Source organism: Mycobacterium sp. (genome assembly GCF_035640695.1).
Classification (GTDB): Bacteria; Actinomycetota; Actinomycetes; order Mycobacteriales; family Mycobacteriaceae; genus Mycobacterium.
The window spans coordinates 1-17,590 of the sequence record NZ_DASQVQ010000127.1; the positions used below are offsets into that span (position 1 = coordinate 1).

19 protein-coding genes and 1 pseudogene are annotated in these 17,590 nt (G+C 64.8%); 17 read left to right on the plus strand and 3 right to left on the minus strand.

From position 1 onward, the window contains the following. Positions 1-183, plus strand: a pseudogene (locus VE759_RS14635) (transcription termination factor Rho); the annotation flags it as partial. Positions 184-466: 283 nt separating this feature from the next. Here the strand turns inward: VE759_RS14635 and VE759_RS14640 are convergent. Together VE759_RS14640 and VE759_RS14645 are read right to left on the minus strand one after the other, a co-directional pair. Beyond that, a complete protein-coding gene (locus tag VE759_RS14640) occupies positions 467-1,144 on the minus strand; it encodes a chitin-binding protein (RefSeq protein WP_324933657.1) in 678 nt (225 codons plus the stop codon). 174 nt (positions 1,145-1,318) lie between these two features. Then, on the minus strand, positions 1,319-1,795 hold the full coding sequence (locus tag VE759_RS14645; protein ID WP_324933658.1) for a hypothetical protein: 477 nt from the start codon (positions 1,793-1,795) through the stop codon (positions 1,319-1,321). A 619-nt stretch (positions 1,796-2,414) separates the two neighbouring features. Between VE759_RS14645 and rpmE the strand changes: the two genes are divergently transcribed. The 15 genes from rpmE to VE759_RS14720 all read left to right on the plus strand — a co-directional run bounded on the left by rpmE (position 2,415) and on the right by VE759_RS14720 (position 15,317). Next, complete coding sequence (gene rpmE, locus VE759_RS14650) at positions 2,415-2,648, plus strand: 50S ribosomal protein L31 (protein ID WP_324933660.1); 234 nt, start codon at positions 2,415-2,417, stop codon at positions 2,646-2,648. A gap of 102 nt (positions 2,649-2,750) precedes the next feature. After that, entirely contained in the window at positions 2,751-3,842 is a 1,092-nt protein-coding gene (gene prfA, locus VE759_RS14655) for a peptide chain release factor 1 (RefSeq protein ID WP_324933663.1), read from the plus strand. Further along, positions 3,842-4,687: a peptide chain release factor N(5)-glutamine methyltransferase gene (gene prmC, locus VE759_RS14660; RefSeq protein WP_349256017.1), complete on the plus strand. Its 846-nt coding sequence runs from the start codon at positions 3,842-3,844 to the stop codon at positions 4,685-4,687. Before prfA ends, prmC begins: the two co-directional genes overlap by 1 nt. Then, on the plus strand, positions 4,684-5,337 hold the full coding sequence (locus VE759_RS14665) for an L-threonylcarbamoyladenylate synthase (RefSeq protein WP_324933666.1): 654 nt from the start codon (positions 4,684-4,686) through the stop codon (positions 5,335-5,337). The genes prmC and VE759_RS14665 overlap by 4 nt, the downstream gene beginning before the upstream one ends. Positions 5,338-5,375: 38 nt before the next feature. Next, positions 5,376-6,572: an MraY family glycosyltransferase gene (locus VE759_RS14670; protein ID WP_324933668.1), complete on the plus strand. Its 1,197-nt coding sequence runs from the start codon at positions 5,376-5,378 to the stop codon at positions 6,570-6,572. Positions 6,573-6,813: 241 nt separating this feature from the next. Continuing rightward, entirely contained in the window at positions 6,814-7,260 is a 447-nt protein-coding gene (locus VE759_RS14675) for an ATP synthase subunit I (protein ID WP_324933670.1), read from the plus strand. Next, positions 7,253-8,008 carry a F0F1 ATP synthase subunit A gene (atpB, locus tag VE759_RS14680; protein WP_324933672.1) on the plus strand — a complete coding sequence of 252 codons (756 nt, stop codon included), beginning with the start codon at positions 7,253-7,255 and terminating at the stop codon, positions 8,006-8,008. The genes VE759_RS14675 and atpB overlap by 8 nt, the downstream gene beginning before the upstream one ends. Positions 8,009-8,068: 60 nt before the next feature. After that, entirely contained in the window at positions 8,069-8,314 is a 246-nt protein-coding gene (locus VE759_RS14685; RefSeq protein ID WP_324933674.1) for a F0F1 ATP synthase subunit C, read from the plus strand. A 10-nt stretch (positions 8,315-8,324) separates the two neighbouring features. Further along, a complete protein-coding gene (locus tag VE759_RS14690; protein ID WP_324933677.1) occupies positions 8,325-8,867 on the plus strand; it encodes a F0F1 ATP synthase subunit B in 543 nt (180 codons plus the stop codon). Between the two features lie 4 nt (positions 8,868-8,871). Further along, complete coding sequence (locus VE759_RS14695) at positions 8,872-10,209, plus strand: F0F1 ATP synthase subunit B/delta (RefSeq protein WP_324933679.1); 1,338 nt, start codon at positions 8,872-8,874, stop codon at positions 10,207-10,209. A 47-nt stretch (positions 10,210-10,256) separates the two neighbouring features. Then, the gene (gene atpA / locus VE759_RS14700) at positions 10,257-11,906 is read left to right on the plus strand and encodes a F0F1 ATP synthase subunit alpha (RefSeq protein ID WP_324933681.1); all 1,650 of its coding nucleotides are present in this window, start codon (positions 10,257-10,259) and stop codon (positions 11,904-11,906) included. Positions 11,907-11,913: 7 nt separating this feature from the next. Next, the gene (locus tag VE759_RS14705; RefSeq protein WP_324933683.1) at positions 11,914-12,837 is read left to right on the plus strand and encodes a F0F1 ATP synthase subunit gamma; all 924 of its coding nucleotides are present in this window, start codon (positions 11,914-11,916) and stop codon (positions 12,835-12,837) included. A gap of 24 nt (positions 12,838-12,861) precedes the next feature. Next, on the plus strand, positions 12,862-14,487 hold the full coding sequence (gene atpD, locus VE759_RS14710) for a F0F1 ATP synthase subunit beta (protein WP_324933685.1): 1,626 nt from the start codon (positions 12,862-12,864) through the stop codon (positions 14,485-14,487). 8 nt (positions 14,488-14,495) lie between these two features. Next, positions 14,496-14,861: a F0F1 ATP synthase subunit epsilon gene (locus VE759_RS14715; RefSeq protein WP_324933687.1), complete on the plus strand. Its 366-nt coding sequence runs from the start codon at positions 14,496-14,498 to the stop codon at positions 14,859-14,861. 12 nt (positions 14,862-14,873) lie between these two features. Further along, on the plus strand, positions 14,874-15,317 hold the full coding sequence (locus VE759_RS14720) for a DUF2550 domain-containing protein (protein ID WP_324933689.1): 444 nt from the start codon (positions 14,874-14,876) through the stop codon (positions 15,315-15,317). A 28-nt stretch (positions 15,318-15,345) separates the two neighbouring features. Here the strand turns inward: VE759_RS14720 and VE759_RS14725 are convergent, their stop codons facing one another. Further along, positions 15,346-15,933: a cob(I)yrinic acid a,c-diamide adenosyltransferase gene (locus VE759_RS14725; RefSeq protein WP_324933691.1), complete on the minus strand. Its 588-nt coding sequence runs from the start codon at positions 15,931-15,933 to the stop codon at positions 15,346-15,348. A 58-nt stretch (positions 15,934-15,991) separates the two neighbouring features. Between VE759_RS14725 and murA the strand changes: the two genes are divergently transcribed. Beyond that, the gene (gene murA, locus VE759_RS14730; RefSeq protein WP_324933693.1) at positions 15,992-17,248 is read left to right on the plus strand and encodes a UDP-N-acetylglucosamine 1-carboxyvinyltransferase; all 1,257 of its coding nucleotides are present in this window, start codon (positions 15,992-15,994) and stop codon (positions 17,246-17,248) included. The last annotated feature ends 342 nt before the right edge of the window (positions 17,249-17,590 follow it).

Consider the following 17,590-nt stretch of genomic DNA (forward strand, 5'->3'; position numbering starts at 1 on the left):
CTACTGCTCTCCCCGGACGAGTTCGCGATCGTGCACAAGCTGCGCCGGGTGCTGTCGGGTCTGGACTCGCATCAGGCCATCGACCTGCTGATCTCCCAGCTGCGCAAGACCAAGACCAACTACGAGTTCCTGGTGCAGGTCTCCAAGACCACGCCAGGCACGATGAACGAGGAATACGCGTAGGCGCCTGCGCTACGGTTAGCGTCCGCGATGGCGTAAATGGACGACGGTCGCCTTGCCGGTGAGGACAGCAAGGCGACCGTCTGGGTGACTAGCTCGTACGGGCGTGACGTTTGACGCGTCTGGGAATCGCTCCGACAAATTCGACGCTAGAAGTGGCGTCTGCGACGTGTCTGCGACGCGGCTGGCAATGTGCTGCAAGGGCTTTCGTGATCAGCGCCCATATCAATGCAACTAACGACGATGGCCGCCGTGCGTCGTGCACGGCGGCCATCCGGTCGGTACGTCAGATGGGAAGCGGGATCCAGATCCCGAAGAACCAGAAGCCCCATTGGTTGTAACCGGGATCCCAAACCGGCTGCTCCTCATAGCCCCAGTAGTTGAACGGCGGTGGCGGCGGTCCCCACGCCGGGGGGAGGGGGCCGTCCCAAGGCGGCGGCGGTGGCGCGCCAAAACCCCAAGGTGGTAGCCCGTCACCCCATGGAGCGCCGCGGAACCGGCCGCGCCAGTCGTTGTCCCCGGGGTTCCACGGCGGACGCCAATCGTGACCTCCGGGTCCGCGGTTGTCGCCGGGTCCGCGGTTGTCGCCGGGTGGGCCGCCGGGTCCGCGGTAGTCACCAGGGGGGCCACCGGGTCCGCCGCGTCCGCCGAAGCCGCCCGGTGGCGCACCCTGGGGCGGAGGAGGTCCACCCGGCCCCGACTGGGGCGGCGGACCTCCAGGGTGACCGGGCCCACCTTGCGGTGGCGGGCCACCCGGCCGACCGGGGCCGCCTTGCGGTGGCGGGCCACCGGGTCCACCGGGACCGCCTTGCGGTGGCGGCCCGCCGGGGCCGCCTGGGCCACACTGCCCGTTGGATCCGCAGGGCGGCGGTGCGGCGTTTACCGTGCCGGCCCCGAGGCCGAGTGCGGTCATGCCAAGAGCGCCGGTGATAGTTGCTGCGGCGACGGCTTGCTTCATCTTCATGGTGCGACACCTGTCCTCAAAACGAACGACCGTCGAGCACCCCCGACTAATACAAAATTAGATAGCCGAACTATGAACTGTCTGCCGTGTCCCTGGCAATGCGCTTAGCGTTGTCGTGCCAAAGCATGAAAACGGCCGCCTTGCACGTGGCAAGGCGGCCGCTCTCTGGGGTAACTATCCGATTCCGATTATCGGGATCCACATGTTGAACAACCAGAATCCCCAACCGTGGAAGTTGTCGTTCCACTCCGGCCAGACCTCATGGCCCCAGTAGTTGATCGGGTGCCGGTCTACCCAGGGAGGCGCTCCCCACCACTGGGCAGCTGGGGGCTCTCCCCAGAAGCCCCACGGCGGCATTTCATCATCTCGCCACCACTTCCCGGGGCGACCACGCCACCAGTCCCGGTCACCGACATTCCAGTCGGCGCGTTGCCAGTCGCCGCGTTGCCAGTCGCCGCCGTCGCCGCGCCTCCAGTCGCCCCCGTTGTCGCGCCCGGGCCCGTTCCCGCACCACGACGCGGGGCACGGGTCCCCTGGCCTCAACGGCGCGGGCGTGACCGGCTCGGCACTCGCCACGCCGCCGAAGCCGACGGCGCCGAGACCGAGCGATGCGACGACCGTGGCCGCCGCCAGTAGCTTCTTGAGCTGCATCGCGTAACTCCTACCTTGTGACGTTTACGTCGAACCTTCCTCGCAAACCCGACGCTGGAGCCATCACTACGTCCCCTCAGCACCGCGGCATTGTCGCGGCGGTCGCGCCGAGTCGGCGAGGGACTAAGTCGCTGTGCCGCATGCCACGGCGCAGCGACTGTCAACCCCCAGTTCGACTATCGCGTCACAGGGATCCGCCGTTACCCGACCGAAACGGAGGGCACCGCGGGTCTCGCCGGCGGCGGCGGGACATACAAGTTGGGAACGTTCACATCCGGCACATTGACCTCAGGAACGTTCACATTGGGAACGTTGACGTCGGCACGTTCACATTAGGCACGTTCACGTTCGGTGCCGGCGGAAGGTTGATTTCAGGTGCGGGTGGAATGTTGACTTCGGGCGCCGGTGGCACGTACACCACCGCCACAGAAATTGGCTCCCCCGGGTCGGCGGCAAGCTAACCGGGGTGCCGGGGCCGGGAATTTCAAGCCGCCTGTCGGCGTTTGGGCAGGTGGCGATTGACCTGGCATAATGTGCCGTCAGAGCCCTCGGTTCCGGTTCACGCCCGACGCAGCGGTTGCTCGGGTGACCCGGCGGCCAACGATTGAAGAGGAAACCAATGAAATCGGGTATTCACCCTGACTACGTCGAAACCACGGTGCACTGCGGCTGTGGGAACACGTTCCAGACTCGCAGCACCAAGAAGAGCGGCCAGATTGTCGTCGAGGTTTGCTCGCAGTGCCATCCCTTCTACACCGGCAAGCAGAAGATCCTCGACAGCGGCGGTCGTGTCGCGCGGTTCGAGAAGCGCTACGGCAAGCGCAAGGCCGATCAGGCTGCGGCCGACAAATAGCTGCCCATCCGACGCCCGATCTGCCGCACGAGTGCAGTCGGGCGTCGGTTTTTGTTCGCGGGCCGAGAGTTTGGCGGAAAGCAGCGTGAGGAGGTGGCGCAGATGGCATCGGATGTGAGCTCGGATACCGGCGCGCCCGCCATCGACGCTTTGCTGGCCGAACACGCCGACCTCGAACAGCGACTGGCCGATCCCGAGCTACACGGTGACCCCGCCGCTTCCCGCAAGGTAGGCAGGCGCTTTGCCCAGCTGGCCCCAATCGTCGCGACCCATCACAAGCTCGAGGTCGCGCGAGGTGATCTCGAAACCGCGCGTGAGCTGGCCGTTGACGACGACTCCTTTGCGCCGGAGGTCACCGAACTCGAAGGCCGGGTCGTCGAGTTGGAGACCCAGCTCACCGATATGCTGGCCCCGCGTGATCCGCATGACGCCGACGATGTCGTGCTCGAGGTCAAGTCCGGCGAGGGCGGTGAGGAGTCCGCTTTGTTCGCCGCCGATCTCGCCCGGATGTACATCCGCTACGCCGAGCGGCACGGGTGGAGCGTGACGATCCTCGACGAAACACTCTCCGATCTCGGCGGCTACAAGGAAGCCACGCTAGCGATCGCGACCAAGGGCGACTCGGCCGACGGGGTGTGGTCGCGATTGAAATTCGAGGGGGGCGTGCACCGGGTGCAGCGGGTGCCGGTCACCGAATCGCAGGGCCGAGTGCACACCTCAGCGGCGGGCGTGCTGGTCTACCCGGAGCCGGAGGAGGTCGGCCAGGTCGAGATCAATGAGTCCGACCTGCGGATCGACGTCTATCGCTCGTCGGGCAAGGGTGGTCAGGGTGTCAACACCACCGACTCAGCGGTGCGCATCACACATCTGCCCACCGGCATCGTCGTCACCTGCCAGAACGAGCGCTCGCAGTTGCAGAATAAGGCGCGCGCGTTGCAGGTGCTGGCCGCGCGGCTGCAGGCGATGGCCGAGGAGCAGGCGCTCGCCGACGCATCGGCCGACCGGGCGAGCCAGATCCGCACAGTGGATCGCAGCGAGCGTATCCGGACGTACAACTTCCCGGAAAACCGAATCACCGACCACCGCATCGGCTTCAAGGCGCACAACCTCGACCACGTGCTCGACGGCGATCTTGACCCGCTGTTCGACGCGCTTGCTGTCGCCGACAAACAGTCCCGGCTACAGAAGGCATGATGCGTACCACGCGGCTGAGACACGAGATAAACCACGCCGCCGAGGTGCTTGCCGAGGCGGGCGTTGCATCGCCGCGCGGAGACGCCGAGGAACTAGCCGCCCACGCCGCCGGCACCAGCCGCTCGCGGCTCGCCCTTCTTGACGCGCCCGACGACGAATTCTTCTATCGCTACGCCGAACTCGTTGCCGCCCGGTCGCGGCGGATCCCGCTGCAGCATCTCACCGGCACCGTCGCATTCGGGCCCGTGACGCTTAATGTCGGCCCCGGCGTGTTCATTCCGCGTCCCGAGACCGAATCGCTGCTCGACTGGGCGATGCACCAGACGATGCCCGCCGAGCCGACAGTCGTCGACCTGTGCACGGGCTCCGGGGCCCTTGCCGTCGCGCTGGCGACCCGTTGGCCCGATGCGCGCATCATCGCCGTAGACAATTCCGTGGACGCGCTCGAATACGCGCGGCGCAATTCGGCATGCGCCAACATCGAGCTCTGCCGCGCCGATGTCACCGACGTCGGGCTGCGCCCCGACCTCAACGGCATGGTCGATCTCGTCGTCGCCAACCCGCCGTATCTTCCCGATGGTGCGCCACTGCAACGCGAAGTGGCAGAACATGATCCGCGGTCTGCGTTATTCGGTGGACCCGACGGCATGGCGATCATCGCACCGATTGTGCAGTTGGCCCGCCGGTGGTTGCGTCCCCGCGGGTGCTTCGCCGTCGAGCACGACGACACCGCATCGCGCGCAACGGTGCAGCTCCTCAGCGCCGCAGGGGTTTTCGTCGACATCACGCCGCGCGACGACCTGGTCGGCAGGCCGCGCTTCGTGACGGCAAGGCGCGCGGAATGAGCCAACTGTTCGACTGCACGGATACGAGCCAACGGGCCGCGGGCATCGCCGCCGCGGTCAGTGCCGTGAAGAGCGGCAGTCTTGTGGTGATGCCAACCGACACCGTGTACGGCATCGGCGCCGATGCCTTCGACAATGTCGCGGTCGCCGCGCTGCTGTCGGCGAAGGGTCGCGGCCGCGACATGCCGGTTCCGGTGTTAGTGGGCTCGTGGCACACCATCGACGGGCTGGTCTACTCCGTGCCGCATACCGCCCGCGAGCTGATCCAGGCGTTCTGGCCCGGCGCGCTGAGCCTGGTCGTGCTTCAGGCCCCGTCGCTGCAATGGGATCTCGGCGACGCCCGCGGCAGCGTGATGCTGCGGATGCCGCTTCATCCGGTGGCACTCGAAGTGCTGCGTGACGTCGGTCCGATGGCCGTCTCCAGCGCCAACATCTCCGGCCGCCCGCCAGCCGTGACCGCCGAGGACGCTCGGAGCCAACTGGGCGACCTGGTTGACGTTTACCTCGATGCCGGGCCGTCGGTGCAGCAGGCGGCCTCGACGATCGTGGACCTCACCGGCGGCGCGCCCCGCATTTTGCGGTCGGGGCCCATCAGCGCCGATGACATTGCGAAAGTGCTGGGCATCGATCCGGTGACGTTGACAGCCTGACCTTTGATCACGCCGGCGTCATCGGACCCGTACTCAGCTTGGTGCAGTACCGTTCAGCCGTGATCTACGCGGCAGACAGTCTGTTGGCGCTGTCGGATCGCGGTGCTGGTGTCCCGCTGCGGGAGTTGGCATTAGTAGGGCTGACCGCGGCCATCATCACGTACTTCTGTACCGGCTGGGTGCGCGTGCTGGCGACCCGGCTCGGCGCGGTCGCCTATCCGCGCGAACGCGATGTGCACGTGCAGCCCACTCCACGGATGGGCGGGCTGGCCATGTACGTGGGTGTGCTGGCCGCGGTGCTGCTGGCCTCCCAACTGCCCGCGCTCAACCGCGGGTTCGTCTACTCCGCTGGCATGCCCGCGGTGTTGGTCGCGGGCGGCGTCATCATGGGCATCGGCCTGATCGATGACAAGTGGGGCTTGGACGCGCTGACCAAATTCGCCGGCCAAATCACTGCCGCTAGCGTGCTTGTCACGATGGGCGTGGCGTGGAGCGTGCTGTACATCCCGATCGACGGGATCGGCACGATTGTGCTCGACCAGGTCTCCTCGATCCTGCTCACGCTGGCGCTGACCGTGGCAATCGTCAACGCGATGAACTTCGTCGACGGCCTCGACGGCTTGGCGGCCGGTCTGGGGCTGATCACCGCGTCGGCGATCTGTATCTTCTCGGTAGGTTTGCTGCGCGGCCACGGCGGCGATGTGCTGTTCTACCCGCCGGCAATCATCTCGGTGGTGCTCGCGGGGGCGTGTCTGGGCTTTCTGCCGCACAACTTTCACCGCGCGCGCATTTTCATGGGGGACTCCGGCTCGATGCTGATCGGGCTGATGCTGGCCGCGGCGTCGACCACGGCCGCGGGGCCGATCTCCCAGAATGCCTACGGCGCCCGCGATGTGTTCGCTCTGATGTCCCCGTTCCTGTTAGTCGTCGCGGTGATGTTCGTCCCGATGCTTGACCTGTTGCTTGCCATCGTGCGGCGCACGCGTGCGGGCCGCAGCGCGTTCAGCCCGGACAAGATGCACCTGCATCATCGGTTGCTGGAGATCGGCCACTCGCACCGTCGGGTGGTGCTGTTGATCTACCTGTGGGTGGGCATCGTAGCGTTCGGGATGGCGAGCACGATCTTCGTCGACCCGAGGTATGCCGGCGGGGTGATGCTTGCCGCGATTGTGGGCGCGATCGTGGTCACCGTGATCCCGCTGTTGCGCCGCCGGGAGGACTTGTACGACGAATAGTAGTAGGGGCAGGTTAGGGCCGCCTACCATGTGGTACGGTGCTGCTAGAACCCGAAGAAACCTCGCGGGTTGCCGGCCAGCCGGCCCGTCGGATGCTTGTCCGGAGGAGCCGGATTTACGACCGACAAAAGGGAGCTGCCCTTTGGGTGATTCCGGCGGGAATTTCGCCCTCCGATACGCTCGGCGGGCAACGCTTAAATCGTTCAGGCAGCTCTCAGACACGCGAGATTGAGGTGGAGCCGTGACGACACCAGCGCACGACGCGCCGTTGGTGTTTCCCTCTGTTGCATTCCGGCCGTTTCGGCTGCTCGTCATTTCTTCGGTACTGGGCGTGATCGCAGTGCTGGTGTCCGGATTGTTGGGCCATGTCATGGTCGGGGTCTTCTTCGCTGTCGGCCTATTGCTGGGTTTGCTGAACGCCATTCTGGTGCAGCGGGCCGTGGGCTCGATCACCGCCGACGAGCACCCGCTGAAGAAGAAGATGGCGCTCAACTCGGCGACGCGGCTGCTGATCATGACGGCGATCGGCCTGACGATCGCCTTCATCTTCCGGCCCGAAGGCCTCGGGGTCGTCTTCGGCATGGCGTTGTTCCAGGTGCTGCTGGTGCTGACGACCGCACTGCCGGTGTGGAAGGCGATCCGCACGGATGGTGCCCAGGCCACCGAGGGGAGGACGACAGATGACTGAGACCACGCTCGCCGAGGGCGCAATCGAGGTCGGCCACCACGAGACCGCCAAATGGTTTGGCCTGACGGTCAATACCGACACCGTGTACGCCACGGCAATCGCGGCGGTGATCGTGATCGCGCTGGCGTTCTATCTGCGCGCGAAGGTGACGTCATCCGGCGTGCCGAACGGGGTGCAGCTGTTCTTCGAAGCCATCACCGTTCAGATGCGCAACCAAATCGAGACGACGATCGGCCTGCGGATCGCGCCATTCGTGCTGCCGCTCGCCGTGACGCTGTTCGTCTTCATCCTCATCGCCAACTGGCTTTCGGTGCTGCCCGTGCAGTACACCGGCGCCGACGGGAAAACGCACGAGCTGCTCACGCCGCCGGCCTCCGACATCAACTTCGTCTTGGCGTTGGCCCTATTCGTGTTCGTCTGCTACCACGCCGCGGGCATTTGGCGTCGCGGCATCATCGGGCACCCGTTGCGACTCCTGAAGGGGCACGTTGCCTTCCTGGCGCCGATCAACCTCGTCGAGGAAATAGCCAAGCCGATCTCGTTGTCGCTCCGACTCTTTGGCAACATTTTCGCCGGCGGCATCCTGGTCGCGCTGATCGCATTGTTCCCGCCGTACATCATGTGGGCGCCCAACGCGATCTGGAAAAGCTTCGACTTGTTCGTCGGCGCGATCCAGGCGTTCATTTTCGCGCTGCTGACGATCCTGTATTTCAGCCAGTCGATGGAGCTCGATGAGAACCACGACTAGTACCGCGGACTTGCGACAAAACCTGGCAGGACGTCCTGCCAGTTATCAGAGAGGATAGGAATGGACCCACAAATCGCTATGGGCGCACTCATCGGCGGTGGACTCATCATGGCCGGCGGGGCAATCGGCGCCGGTATTGGTGACGGTGTCGCCGGTAACGCGCTGATTTCGGGTATCGCCCGTCAGCCGGAGGCGCAGGGCCGGTTGTTCACTCCGTTCTTCATCACGGTCGGTCTGGTCGAGGCGGCCTACTTCATCAACCTGGCGTTCATGGCTCTGTTCGTATTCGCCACCCCCGTTAAGTAATTTCGCGATCATGGGTGAGGTGAGGGCAACGGTCCTGCTCGCAGCGGGCGAGGGCGGCGGGGGCAACAACTTCCTGGTCCCCAATGGCACCTTCTTCGTCGTGCTGCTCATCTTTCTCATCGTGCTCGGCGTGATCGGCACGTTCGTCGTGCCGCCGATCATGAGCGTGCTGCGCGAACGCGACGAGATGGTCACCAAAACCCTGGAAAACAACCGGCAGGCCGAAAAGCAGTTCGCCGCGGCGCAAGCCGATTACGAAGCGGCAATGAACCGGGCCCGGCGCGAGGCCTCGGGAATCCGCGACGAGGCGCGGGCAGAGGGCCGACGGATTCTCGAGGATATGAAGCGGCGGGCGGCGGAAGAGGCGACGCTGGCTCTGCAGCAGGCGGGGGAAGAGCTGAAGCGGCAGGCCGACGCGATCTCGGCGGACCTGAGGGCGTCCATGGAGAATCTGTCGGTCACCCTTGCGAGCCGGGTGCTCGGCGTCGACCTGACGCCGGAATCCGGCGCTAAGGCCAAGGGCGCCGCGGCGACCACGGCGTCGGGAAGGTAGCCGCATGTCGACGTTCATCGGACAACTCGTCGGCTTCGCAGTCATCGTGTGGCTGGTCTGGCGGTACGTCGCCCCGCCGGTGCGCAGGTTGATGACCGCCCGCCAGGAGGCGGTGCGCGAGCAGTTGGAGGAAAGCGCCACGGCTCAGAAGCGGTTGGCAGAATCCGAGACGTCGCACAAAAGAGCGCTCGAGGAGGCCAAAGCCGAGGAGCAGGAGGTACTGAAAGAGGCACGCGCGGACGCCGAGAGCATCGCCCAGCAGCTGCGGGCGCAGGCGGACGCGGAGGTAGAACGGATCAAAGTGCAAGGGGCTCAGCATGTTCAACTGCTGCGCGCTCAGTTGATCCGTCAGCTCCGCGGGGACCTCGGTGCCGAATCCGTGCGCCGCGCGGGCGAACTCGTGCGCGACCACGTGGCGGACGAAAAAAACCAGTCCGCGACCGTCGACCGTTTTCTCGACGAACTCGACGCGATGGCGCCGTCGGAGATCAATATCGAGGACGCGGCTACGGCGAAGCTGCGCTCGGCCAGCCGGGACGCCCTCCGCGCCTTGGTGGAGCGGTTCGACGAGGTGACCGCGGACCTCGACGAGTCCGCGCTGTCCAGCCTCGCCGACGACCTGGTGGCGGTCACGAAGCTGCTGAGCCGCGAGGCGATTTTGACCAGACATCTCGCCGACCCGTCGAATGACCCCGCACCCAAGACGCGGCTGGTGGACTCGTTGTTCGGCGACAAGATCGGCGACCCGGCGCTGGAGGTGCTCAAGGCGGCGGTATCGGGTCGGTGGTCCACGGATTCGAACCTGGTGGACGCGGTTGAACACGTTGCCCGCCTGGCATTGCTGGTCCGCGCCGAACGCAGCGACCATGCCGACGAGGTGGAAGAACAGCTGTTCTGGTTCGGCCGCATCCTGGATTCCGAGCCGCAGCTGTCGACCGTGCTCAGCGAGTACACGCGTCCGGCGGATCGCCGGGTCGAATTACTGAACGACGTGCTCGACCGCAGCTCGGGGGTAAACCCCACGACCGCGGCGTTGCTGCGACAGACGGTGGAGCTCATTCGCGGCAAGCGAACGGACGAAGTCGTGCATGACCTGGCAGAAATGGCCGTGGCGCGGCGCGGCGAGGTGGTGGCACGTGTCAAGGCGGCCGCCGAATTGAGCAGAGCGCAGCGCAATCGACTCACCGAGGTGTTGCGCCGCATCTATGGTCACCCGGTATCGGTGCAGCTCCAGGTCGACTCCAAATTGCTTGGCGGCCTGGCTATCTCCATTGGTGACGAGGTGATCGACGGAACGCTGTCGTCTCGCTTGGCCACCGCGCGAAACCGGCTACCCGACTGAACTCATCAACAAGAACGCCCGACCCGCAAGCAGGAAGATAAAGAGCCATGGCAGAGTTGACAATCTCACCCGACGATATCCAGGGCGCGATCGAAGAGTACGTTTCCAGCTTCGAGTCGGACACGGCCCGCGAGGAGGTCGGCACCGTCGTCGACGCCGGTGATGGCATCGCACACGTCGAGGGCCTGCCGTCGGTCATGACACAGGAGCTACTCGAGTTCGAGGGCGGCGTACTGGGTGTGGCTTTGAACCTTGATGAACATGACATCGGCGCGGTCATCTTGGGCGACTTCGAGAAAATCGAAGAAGGCCAACAGGTCAAGCGCACCGGTGAAGTGTTGTCCGTGCCGGTGGGTGATGCGTTCCTGGGCCGTGTCATCAACCCACTTGGCCAGCCGATCGATGGCCGCGGCGACATCAACACCGACGAGCGTCGCGCGCTTGAACTCCAGGCTCCGTCGGTGGTGCAGCGGCAGAGTGTTAAGGAGCCGCTGCAGACCGGCATCAAGGCGATCGACTCAATGACGCCCATCGGCCGCGGCCAGCGTCAGCTGATCATCGGTGACCGCAAGACCGGCAAGACCGCGATCTGCGTAGACACCATCCTCAACCAGCGGCAGAACTGGGAGAGCGGCGATGAGAAGCTCCAGGTCCGCTGCGTGTATGTGGCGATCGGCCAGAAGGGCACCACGATCTCCAGTGTCCACAATGCGCTCGAAGAGGGCGGTGCGATGGACTACACCACGATCGTCGCCGCTCCGGCATCGGACTCCGCGGGCTTCAAATGGCTTGCGCCGTATACCGGTTCGGCGATCGGCCAGCACTGGATGTATCAGGGCAAGCATGTGCTGATCGTGTTCGACGACTTGAGCAAGCAAGCCGAGGCATATCGCGCGATCTCGCTGCTGCTGCGCCGTCCGCCGGGCCGTGAGGCTTATCCCGGCGACGTGTTCTATCTACATTCGCGGCTGCTGGAGCGGTGCGCGAAGCTCTCCGACGAGATGGGCGGCGGCTCGCTGACGGGCCTGCCGATCATCGAGACCAAGGCCAATGACATCTCCGCATACATCCCGACCAACGTCATCTCGATAACCGACGGCCAGTGCTTCCTGGAGAGCGACCTGTTCAATCAGGGTGTTCGCCCGGCAATCAACGTCGGTGTTTCGGTGTCGCGCGTCGGCGGCGCGGCGCAGATCAAGGCGATGAAGGACGTGGCCGGCTCGCTGCGACTGGACCTCTCGCAATACCGCGAGCTTGAGTCGTTTGCAGCCTTCGCCTCAGACCTGGACCAAAACACCAAGAAGCAACTCGACCGCGGTGAGCGGCTGGTCGAACTGCTCAAGCAGCCCCAGCACCAGCCGATGCCGGTCGAGGAACAAGTGGTCTCCATCTTCCTCGGCACCAAAGGCCATCTCGACACGGTGCCGGCTGGCGATGTCGGGCGCTTCGAGACCGAGTTCCTCGACCACATGCGGGCCTCGCACCAGGAGATCCTCAAGGAGATCCGGGAAGAAAAGAAACTGTCGGACGACTTGAGCGACAAGCTCGATGAGATCGTCCAACAGTTCAAGAAGGGCTTTGCGGCCTCCGACGGCAGCTCTGTCGTCCGCGACGAACATGTCGACGCGATGGACGAAGAGGAACTCGAGAAGGAATCGGTGAAGGTCCGCAAACCGCCGCCGGAACAGAAGAGTTAGGTGTTCGATGCCTGCCACACTTCGGGAGCTTCGCCATCGGATCCGATCGGCCGGGTCGATAAAAAAGATCACCAAGGCCCAGGAGATGATCGCGACATCGCGCATCGCGAAGGCGCAAGCGCGGGTCGAGGCGGCGCGGCCCTACTCCGAAGAGATCACGAAAATGCTGACTGATCTGGCCGACGAATCAGCTCTTGACCATCCACTGCTCGTCGAACGCGAAAACCCCAAGCGCGCGGCCGTTTTGGTGGTCTCCTCGGACCGCGGGCTGTGCGGCGCGCACAACGCCAACGTGTTCCGGCGATCAGAGGAGCTGTTCTCGCTACTGCGCGAGGAGGGCAAGACGCCCGTCCTCTACGTGGTCGGGCGTAAGGCGCTGAGCTATTACAGTTTCCGGAACTGGAAGATCACCGACTCGTGGACCGGCTTCTCGGAAAAGCCGAGCTATGAAGACGCACAGGAAATCGCCTCGACACTGGTCGATGCGTTCAACGCCGGCGCTGACGACGAAGGCGACGACCCGGGTCCGGACGGCATCCTCGGTGTCGACGAATTGCACCTCGTCTTCACCGAATTCAAGTCGATGCTGTCCCAGGAGGCCTCGGCGCACCGCATCGCCCCGATGGTGGTCGAGTACACCGACGAAGACACCGGCCCGCGGACGTTGTTCTCGTTCGAGCCGGACGCGACGACGCTGTTCGCGCGCTTGCTGCCGCGGTATGTGACGACCCGGATCTTCGCGGCCCTGCTCGAGGCGGCGGCCTCCGAATCGGCTGCACGGCGGCGGGCGATGAAGTCGGCCAGCGACAATGCCGACGACCTCATCCGTGACTTGACGTTGCAGGCAAATCGTGAGCGTCAAGCTCAGATCACCCAGGAAATCAGCGAAATCGTGGGCGGCGCAAACGCATTGGCGGATGCCGCCCAATAGACCCGATAGGAAGCGAAGAAAGTCATGACTGCAACCGCTGAACGCGAGACAACCAAGAACAACAAGAAGGACACGAACGGCCGAGTGGTACGAGTCGCCGGTCCTGTGGTGGACGTCGAGTTCCCGCGCGGGTCCGTGCCGGCGTTGTACAACGGCCTGCACGCCGAGATCACCTTCGAGGAGCTGGCCAAGGAGTTGACGCTGGAGGTCGAGCAGCACCTGGGCGACAACCTGGTGCGCTGCATTTCACTGCAGCCGACCGATGGCCTGGTGCGCGGAGTCGAGGTCGTTGACACCGGTAGCTCGATTTCGGTTCCGGTCGGGGACGGCACCAAGGGCCACGTCTGGAACGCTCTCGGCGACTGCCTCGACGAGAAGGGCTATGGGTCCGACCTGGATCGCTGGCCAATTCACCGCAAGCCACCGGCGTTCGACGAGCTGGAACCCCGCACGGAGATGCTCGAGACGGGTCTGAAGGTCATCGACCTGCTCACCCCGTATGTGCGCGGTGGCAAGATCGCGCTGTTCGGCGGTGCCGGCGTGGGCAAGACCGTGCTGATTCAGGAGATGATCAACCGCATCGCCCGCAACTTCGGCGGCACGTCGGTGTTCGCCGGCGTGGGTGAGCGCACCCGTGAGGGCAACGACCTGTGGGTCGAGCTCGGCGAGGCCAACGTGCTCAAGGACACCGCGCTGGTGTTCGGGCAGATGGACGAACCCCCGGGCACCCGTATGCGGGTGGCGCTGTCGGCACTGACGATGGCGGAGTTCTTCCGCGACGAGCAGGGCCAGGACGTTCTTCTGTTCATCGACAACATCTTCCGGTTCACTCAGGCCGGGTCGGAGGTGTCGACGCTGCTCGGCCGGATGCCGTCCGCGGTGGGATATCAGCCGACGCTTGCCGACGAAATGGGTGAGCTGCAGGAGCGCATCACCTCGACTCGTGGGCGTTCGATCACGTCGATGCAAGCGGTGTACGTGCCCGCCGACGACTACACCGACCCCGCGCCGGCGACGACGTTCGCGCACCTTGACGCCACGACGGAGCTCAGCCGCGACGTGTTCTCAAAGGGCATCTTCCCGGCGGTGGACCCACTCGCATCGAGCTCGACGATTCTCGATGCCGGCATCGTCGGCGACGAGCATTACCGGGTTGCGCAGGAAGTGATTCGAATCCTGCAGCGGTACAAGGACCTTCAGGACATCATCGCGATCCTCGGCATCGATGAGCTTTCCGAGGAGGACAAGCAGCTCGTCAACCGGGCGCGGCGGATCGAGCGTTTCCTGTCGCAGAACATGATGGCCGCCGAGCAATTCACCGGTGTCCCGGGTTCGACGGTCCCGCTCAAGGAAACCATCGACGCGTTCGACCGGTTGACCAAGGGCGAATTCGACCATCTGCCCGAGCAGGCCTTCTTCCTCATCGGTGGTCTGGAAGATCTCGAGCGCAAGGCCGAAAGCCTGGGCGTCAAGATGGACGAGTCGAAAGACGATGGCGCGCCCACAGAGTCGGTCGAGGACGAGGACGAAGCCGGCCAGGACAAGGAAGAATCCGACGCGGACGCCGAGGCGAAGAAAGACGATGTCGACAAGGACGCCGAGGCGAAGAAAGACGACGCCAAGAAGGACAACGGCGACAAGGATGAGTAGGCGCTGAAATGGCCGAACTGGACGTCGACATCGTTGCCGTCGAGCGCAAAATCTGGTCCGGTAAGGCCACGTTCGTCTTCACCCGCACCACCAACGGCGAGATCGGCATTCTGCCCCGGCACATTCCGCTGGTGGCGCAGCTGGTCGACGACGCGATGGTGCGTGTGGAGCGCGAGGGCGAGGATGACCTGCGCATCGCGGTCGACGGGGGCTTCATGTCGGTCACCGACGAGGGCGTAATCATCTTGGCCGAGTCCGCAGAGTTCGATTCCGAGATCGACGCCGACGCCGCCCGGCGCGACGCCGATTCCGAGGACGAACGCGTCGCGGCCAGGGGCCGCGCGCGGCTGCGCGCGCTCGGCGAGATCGACTAGGGCGGCCGGCCAATGAGCGCGCCCATGATCGTCATGGTCGCGGTCATTGCTGTATTGCTGTTCGCTGTCATCGCACTGACGTATCGGTTGTGGAAATTGCGCCAGGGCGGCACCGCTGCGATCCTGCGCGACATTCCAGCCGTCGGCGGTCATGGCTGGCGACATGGCGTGATGCGCTATCACGGCGGCGAAGCCGCGTTCTACCGGTTGTCCAGCGTTCGTTTGTGGCCCGACCGTCGGCTGAGCCGAAGGGGTTTGGAGATCGTGTCCCGGCGCGGTCCGCGCGGCGACGAATTCGACATCATGAACGAAGAGACTGTCGTACTGGAACTGCGCGACACCACACCAGACCGCCGACGGGGATACGAGATGGCCCTGGACCGTGGCGCTTTGACGGCGTTCTTGTCGTGGCTGGAATCGCGTCCGTCACCTCGGGCTCGGCGACGCACGGTGTAAATCATGTGGCCGTCGAGGGTGCCGAGATCTAACCTGGTGAGTTGGAGCCGGAATCACCCGGCTTCCAAAGGATGTCGCCATCCGAGTTGGCCACGCGCGACAAAATGAACAACAGGTCGGACAACCGATTGAGATACTTTGCGGCCAAGGCATTCACCCCTTCTGGATAGGCGTCGACCGCGGCCCATGCCGAGCGTTCGGCCCGCCGCGCGACTGTACGCGCCACGTGCAGCAGGGCTGACAACGGCGAACCGCCGGGCAGCACAAAGGAATTCAGTGCTGGCAAACCGTCGTTATACTCGTCACACCAGGATTCCAGCCGGTCGATGTAGCTTTGCATGATCCGCAGTGGCGGATGCTCCGGTGCTTCCACCACGGGAGTGGACAGATCGGCGCCGGCATCGAAAAGGTCGTTCTGGAGTTGACGGAGGACCCGATTCAATTGCTCGTCGGGGCTTCCCAGTGCGATTGCGACGCCGATCGCGGCGTTGGCTTCGTCGCAGTCTGCATATGCCACCAAGCGCGGATCGTTCTTCGAGACGCGGGAAAAATCGCTCAAACCCGTGGTGCCGTCATCACCTGTTCGGGTGTAGATGCGGGTCAGATGTACTGCCATCGTCCAACGGTACCCGGGAGACTGACACCGGCCACGACCGCTGTTTACACTAACCCGCGTGAGCGAGCGATTCGTGGTGACCGGCGGCAACCGGTTACAGGGGGAAGTTGCCGTCGGAGGCGCCAAGAACAGCGTGCTCAAGTTGATGGCGGCCGCACTGCTGGCCGAGGGCACCAGCACTATCACCAACTGTCCCGACATCCTCGACGTGCCCTTGATGGCCGAAGTGCTGCGTGGCCTGGGCGCGAATGTCGAGTTGGACGGCGCCACAGTGCGTGTCACCTCACCGGATGAACTGAAGTACGATGCGGACTTTGCCGCGGTGCGGCAATTCCGGGCGTCCGTCTGCGTGCTGGGCCCCCTGGTCGGGCGCTGCAGAAGAGCCAAGGTCGCGCTGCCCGGCGGCGATGCGATCGGCTCGCGACCGTTGGACATGCACCAGGCCGGGCTGCGGCAGCTCGGCGCCAGGTGCAACATCGAGCACGGCTGTGTGGTCGCGCACGCGGAGCACCTGCACGGCGCGCAGATTCAATTGGAATTCCCGTCGGTTGGGGCGACCGAAAACATTCTGATGGCGGCGGTCTTGGCCGAGGGCGTGACGACGATCCACAACGCGGCCCGCGAACCCGACGTTGTCGACCTTTGCACGATGCTCAATCAGATGGGCGCCGAGATCGAAGGCGCGGGCTCGTCGACGATGACGATCACCGGGGTGCCGAGGCTGTACCCCACTGAGCACCGGGTCATCGGCGACCGCATCGTCGCGGCCACATGGGGCATCGCCGCGGCGATGACGCGCGGCGACATTTCGGTCACCGGCGTCGACCCGCAGCACCTGCAGCTGGTGCTGCACAAGCTGCACGACGCCGGCGCCACCGTCACCCAGGACGACCACGGTTTTCGGGTGGTCCAGTACGAGCGGCCGAAGGCGGTCAACGTCGCGACGCTTCCCTTCCCCGGTTTCCCGACGGATCTGCAGCCCATGGCGATCGGCCTGGCGTCGATTGCCGATGGCACGTCGATGATCACCGAGAACGTGTTCGAGGCGCGGTTTCGCTTCGTCGAGGAAATGATCCGGCTCGGGGCCGATGCACGGACCGACGGTCACTACGCGGTGGTGCGCGGCCTGCCGCAGCTGTCAAGCGCACCGGTGTGGTGCTCCGACATCCGGGCGGGTGCCGGCCTGGTGCTCGCCGGCCTGGTGGCCGACGGCGATACCGAGGTCCACGACGTGTTCCACATCGATCGCGGCTATCCGTTATTCGTTGAGAACTTGGTCAGTCTCGGAGCCGAGATCGAGAGAGTAAGCTCCTAACTACAGCGGCCACACGCGGACGGATGACTCCGTTCGCGCGGGGATTGACGCTCCCTGTGGGGTGGAGTACAGTAGCAGGGTTGCCCGCAGAGCGGATCAAAGCGACGGCGGCGTCGAACCTGGACACACTCCTCGGTCGAGGGAACGACCGAGAGGTGCGCATGCTGTTGAGTTTTCAAAGACCGTCGCACCTCTTCAAGAAGGGGTTTCCTTCTCAGGGGCGCATCCAGGAACCGTCCGGATCCCGGAGCGGACCGGTGAGTATAGCGCCGAAATCGCGAGCTGTGGAAGCGTCTCAGTTCCGACGGGCGGCCACCGATCCCGCCCTCCTCTCGAGGCTAG

Excerpts from the sequence above, each read along its gene's own strand:
- VE759_RS14640 (WP_324933657.1), bottom strand. The coding sequence starts at position 1,144 with ATGAAGATGAAGCAAGCCGTCGCCGCAGCAACTATCACCGGCGCTCTT.
- VE759_RS14645 (WP_324933658.1), bottom strand. The coding sequence starts at position 1,795 with ATGCAGCTCAAGAAGCTACTGGCGGCGGCCACGGTCGTCGCATCGCTC.
- rpmE (WP_324933660.1), top strand. The coding sequence starts at position 2,415 with ATGAAATCGGGTATTCACCCTGACTACGTCGAAACCACGGTGCACTGC.
- prfA (WP_324933663.1), top strand. The coding sequence starts at position 2,751 with ATGGCATCGGATGTGAGCTCGGATACCGGCGCGCCCGCCATCGACGCT.
- prmC (WP_349256017.1), top strand. The coding sequence starts at position 3,842 with ATGCGTACCACGCGGCTGAGACACGAGATAAACCACGCCGCCGAGGTG.
- VE759_RS14665 (WP_324933666.1), top strand. The coding sequence starts at position 4,684 with ATGAGCCAACTGTTCGACTGCACGGATACGAGCCAACGGGCCGCGGGC.
- atpB (WP_324933672.1), top strand. The coding sequence starts at position 7,253 with ATGACTGAGACCACGCTCGCCGAGGGCGCAATCGAGGTCGGCCACCAC.
- VE759_RS14685 (WP_324933674.1), top strand. The coding sequence starts at position 8,069 with ATGGACCCACAAATCGCTATGGGCGCACTCATCGGCGGTGGACTCATC.
- VE759_RS14690 (WP_324933677.1), top strand. The coding sequence starts at position 8,325 with ATGGGTGAGGTGAGGGCAACGGTCCTGCTCGCAGCGGGCGAGGGCGGC.
- VE759_RS14695 (WP_324933679.1), top strand. The coding sequence starts at position 8,872 with ATGTCGACGTTCATCGGACAACTCGTCGGCTTCGCAGTCATCGTGTGG.
- atpA (WP_324933681.1), top strand. The coding sequence starts at position 10,257 with ATGGCAGAGTTGACAATCTCACCCGACGATATCCAGGGCGCGATCGAA.
- VE759_RS14705 (WP_324933683.1), top strand. The coding sequence starts at position 11,914 with ATGCCTGCCACACTTCGGGAGCTTCGCCATCGGATCCGATCGGCCGGG.
- atpD (WP_324933685.1), top strand. The coding sequence starts at position 12,862 with ATGACTGCAACCGCTGAACGCGAGACAACCAAGAACAACAAGAAGGAC.
- VE759_RS14715 (WP_324933687.1), top strand. The coding sequence starts at position 14,496 with ATGGCCGAACTGGACGTCGACATCGTTGCCGTCGAGCGCAAAATCTGG.
- VE759_RS14720 (WP_324933689.1), top strand. The coding sequence starts at position 14,874 with ATGAGCGCGCCCATGATCGTCATGGTCGCGGTCATTGCTGTATTGCTG.
- VE759_RS14725 (WP_324933691.1), bottom strand. The coding sequence starts at position 15,933 with ATGGCAGTACATCTGACCCGCATCTACACCCGAACAGGTGATGACGGC.